At 47.9% G+C, this 3,683-nt stretch carries 4 protein-coding genes; all 4 read left to right on the top strand.

Annotated features, from left to right (window positions below):
- Positions 1-208: 208 nt before the first annotated feature.
- The gene (locus tag KJ970_01030; protein MBU2689484.1) at positions 209-1,549 is read left to right on the top strand and encodes a T9SS type A sorting domain-containing protein; all 1,341 of its coding nucleotides are present in this window, start codon (positions 209-211) and stop codon (positions 1,547-1,549) included.
- A gap of 79 nt (positions 1,550-1,628) precedes the next feature.
- Entirely contained in the window at positions 1,629-2,930 is a 1,302-nt protein-coding gene (locus KJ970_01025) for an SUMF1/EgtB/PvdO family nonheme iron enzyme (GenBank protein ID MBU2689483.1), read from the top strand.
- 318 nt (positions 2,931-3,248) lie between these two features.
- Positions 3,249-3,455 (top strand): transposase, encoded by a 207-nt coding sequence (locus KJ970_01020; GenBank protein MBU2689482.1) that lies wholly within the window; start codon positions 3,249-3,251, stop codon positions 3,453-3,455.
- A partial coding sequence (locus KJ970_01015; protein ID MBU2689481.1) for a four helix bundle protein occupies positions 3,443-3,683 on the top strand: 241 nt, incomplete at its 3' end. The genes KJ970_01020 and KJ970_01015, both read left to right, overlap by 13 nt.

Below are 3,683 nucleotides of genomic sequence, written 5' to 3'. Positions count from 1 at the left end.
TTCCGTTACATCGAGGAATTCTACAATCGGAAACGTCTTCACTCGTACCTCGGGTACGTCAGCCCGGCTGCCTTGAGGCAGCCAGAGATGTCTAAACTGTGTGTCCATTATTTCGGGGCAAGCCCAAGAGGATCCTTGTATAGTTAATCTTGTGGCCGAGATGCTAAATCGCACTATAAATTGCCCTCCGAGCAAAGAGTCGTCGAATGTGCGTGAAAGTGATGTAACAGCAAGTCAAATTGCTTTTAGACTGATTCCGTTGGGGGCTGGCGAATCAAGTCAGATACTCGCTGCAGCAGGTTCCGCAGATAGCTTAAGATTTCAAGCTGAAATCTGGGCAGGTGATTTTGATTTCACTCTAATTGACCCTGTTGGAAGAGTTGTAGATCCAGATACTGCAGCCATTGATCCTAATGTCGACTATTATGAAGATGCCTTGTTGATGAGTTATACTGTTGCATCCAGCTTTGAAGGTGAGTGGTCGATTGTTGTGGATGCTTCGCAATCGGCTGATTCGGCCCTTGCTGCAATAAAGGGGATCGAGTACAGCCCAGTATTCATGCGGATTGGGTTTGATGATGTTGAACTTGAACCAAGCGAAACGCAAAGAATAGAGTCGGTGCTTGAATGGAATGGACAACCCATTCTTGATGCGGAAGTGACGGGAATATTGATTGATCCCCAGGAAATACACACAGATCTAAGCCTTCTTGATGATGGGACCAATGGTGATCTTGTGCCAAATGATGGCATTTATACTGCGGAAATATTGGGCAATCAACGCACTGGCCAATATATGGTTCATGTTCATGCAGGCGGTATATTTGGGATTGATCAAGTTTTGAATCGTGATGGATCAGGTGTCTATTTTGTGGCAGAGAGGCCAGATTTGGAATTGCTTGCCAGTGATATTGAACTAATACCTAGTACCATTGATGATCAGCTGAAGATATCGGTGAATATGGAGTTTAGAAACAACGGGGCAGCTTATGCGGAGTCTGTATTGGTTCAGGTTATTGAAGAAGAAACTTATATTGTATTTTCAGAATCACTGTTTGTTAATGTCGCTCCGGGCCAGGAACTTTCACTCTCGACGGATTGGGATGTGCGTTTCGGAATAGCAGAGGCGAGATTGGGTGGGCTTGTTAACACCTTAGGTAATCTATCGGAGTTTAATCTAGCAGATAACGAAGCCTATGCCACTTTGCCCCTGTCCGGTGTTGAGCATGAAAATGATCTGGAAGAACCCCAACCATCAACAGAAATGCCAACTGAAAAATTAGCGCTACGTGTCTTTCCGAATCCTTTCACCAATGGAACCACAATTCAATATGTTCTACCTCGATCACAAGATATTGATCTTGCTGTCTTTGACATTTCAGGTCGCAGAGTAAGGCAGCTAAAAAAGGGAATGAAGGTCCCAGGCCAGTATTCAGTTTTGTGGGATAGTCGCAATGACAACGGACAAATCGTTGCCAGTGGTATTTACTTTGCAAGGCTGAGAACAGGTCGCCATCAAGAGGTTAATAAATTAATGTTCTTGAGGTAGGGTCCCTTGTGGAAGATTCCAAAAAAATAAAGTGATGAATTTGGAAACAGGCCAATTCGGATCAATACTTGGAGGTATCATGGGTGGGATCGAAGCGACTCATACACGCGGTGATGGAGCTCTTTGGGCTACGATCTTAATGTTAGTTATTCTTGCTTGCAGTCTCTCTAGCTTTGCAGTTAAAGCTAATGATCCACCTGTGATTGCAAATGTACAAGCGGAACAGAATCCGGTGACGATGCATGTGTTGGTGTCCTATAATGTTTATGATCCAGACGGTGATCCAATAACGATCACCTTGAGGCTTTCTGAAAATGGGGGAATCAGTTATCCAATTAGATGCTTGTCCGTTTCGGGAGATGTTGGCGCTGGAATCACAAACGGTATCGGAAAGCACATTCTCTGGGATGCACTGGCGGATTATCCAGGGAGTTATGGAGATTACTATGTTGTCAAGGTAGTTGCCCGCGATGGCTACCTTGGACAAGAGATGGTTCTTGTTCCCGCCGGCACTTTCATTATGGGTGATGGGGAGACTGCCTGCAGTAGTGAGCACGAGGTAACCCTGACCCGCGATTTATACCTGGGGCAGCATGAGGTGACGAATGACGAGTATCTCGAGGCAGTTCAGTGGGCGTATGACCAGGGATATGTGACTGCTACGACTAGCTCAGTGAGTGATAATCTGGATGGGAGCAGTGAGGAACTTCTGGATTTGAATAGCTACCGCAGCGAGATTAAGTTCGACGGCGCAGGAACATTTTACCTTCGGGAAGTTTCGTCAATCCCAGGGGATTATAATCCTGACTTTCATCCGGTCAAAGAAGTAACTTGGTTTGGTGCTGTACGATATTGCGACTGGTTGAGTATGAAGTTAGGTTTGCCGCGCGCCTATGAACATTCCGGTGATTGGACGTGCAACTATGGCGATCCCTACGGTGCCCAAGGATACCGCTTGCCAACGGAAGCAGAGTGGGAGTATGCAGCTCAGTGGAACGATGATCGTATCTACCCGTGGGGGGATGAGGACCCGGATTGCAGCCAGGCGAACAATCTGGATATCTATGGAGATCCTACTATTTATTGCGTTGGATGGACCTCACCTGTAGGGAACTATCCGGACGCTCCGGCAGCTTTGGGTCTTTCGGATATGGCTGGGAATATAGCAGAGTGGTGCAATGACTGGCTTGTATGTGGGCTTGGGACGAATCCGGTGACAGATCCCCCCGGACCACCGAGCGGGACGAGCCGTGCAGTTCGCGGTGGAGGCTGGGCTTCAGATGATGTGCGATTATTATGTGCTAGACGAGGGACGGGTAGTTCCCCAGGTCAAAGTTCTCAGTGGGAAGGTTTTCGCGTTGTCAGAACCGCCAATCCGTGAATACGCACAAGAATTGTACATTCGGGAAGTTATAATTTGATGTGATGAAAAAGAGATGTATTGCAATAGTAACCAAAAACAAATTGTCTATGTAATGATCCTGATGTTTATCTCTATGATATTCGCCTTAACTCATCCTGTCTATGCCAATGAACCCTCCGAAGTCACTAACGTCGTCACAGAACAGCGCGAGACGGATGGGATGGTGGAGGTGACATATTGGCCCTGAACCCCATAAACGGGTCCATCTAGACTAACATTTTGACAGCTTTTCGAGTACCTCTTAGAGTCCCATTTCGGGACGAAGGAGGATGCGCTATGAAGAAGAGTAGGTTTTCCGAAGAGCAGATTACCATGGCCCTCAGACATGCCGAGGCCGGCACGCCAGTGGCTGAGGTTTGCCGTAAGCTCCAGATCACCGAACAGACATTTTATCGCTGGAAGAGGAAGTTTGGTAGTTTGGGCACACCTGAGATTAGGGAGTTACGCCAAACCCGGAAGGAGCTTCCAAGATGGCCGAGGTGATGACGGTGATCCCCAAGACCTATGATTTGCTGGTCTGGATCTTGCCGGTGCTCGCGAAATTCCCTCGGGACCAGAAGTTTCTGCTGGGTGACCGGTTGCAGACGGGTCTCATGGATCTTCTCGGGCTCCTGATCGAGGCCAACTACACGTGCGACCGGACCCAGCTTCTGCGCCGGGCCAACATCGAACTCGAGAAGTTCCGCTTCCTCTGCCGTCTGGCGAGCGACA

The organism is Candidatus Eisenbacteria bacterium (assembly GCA_018831195.1).
Lineage (GTDB): Bacteria > Eisenbacteria > RBG-16-71-46 > CAIMUX01 > JAHJDP01 > JAHJDP01.
The sequence above is the reverse complement of the archived record's forward strand: the minus strand, read 5'-3'. Positions and strand labels throughout refer to the sequence as shown.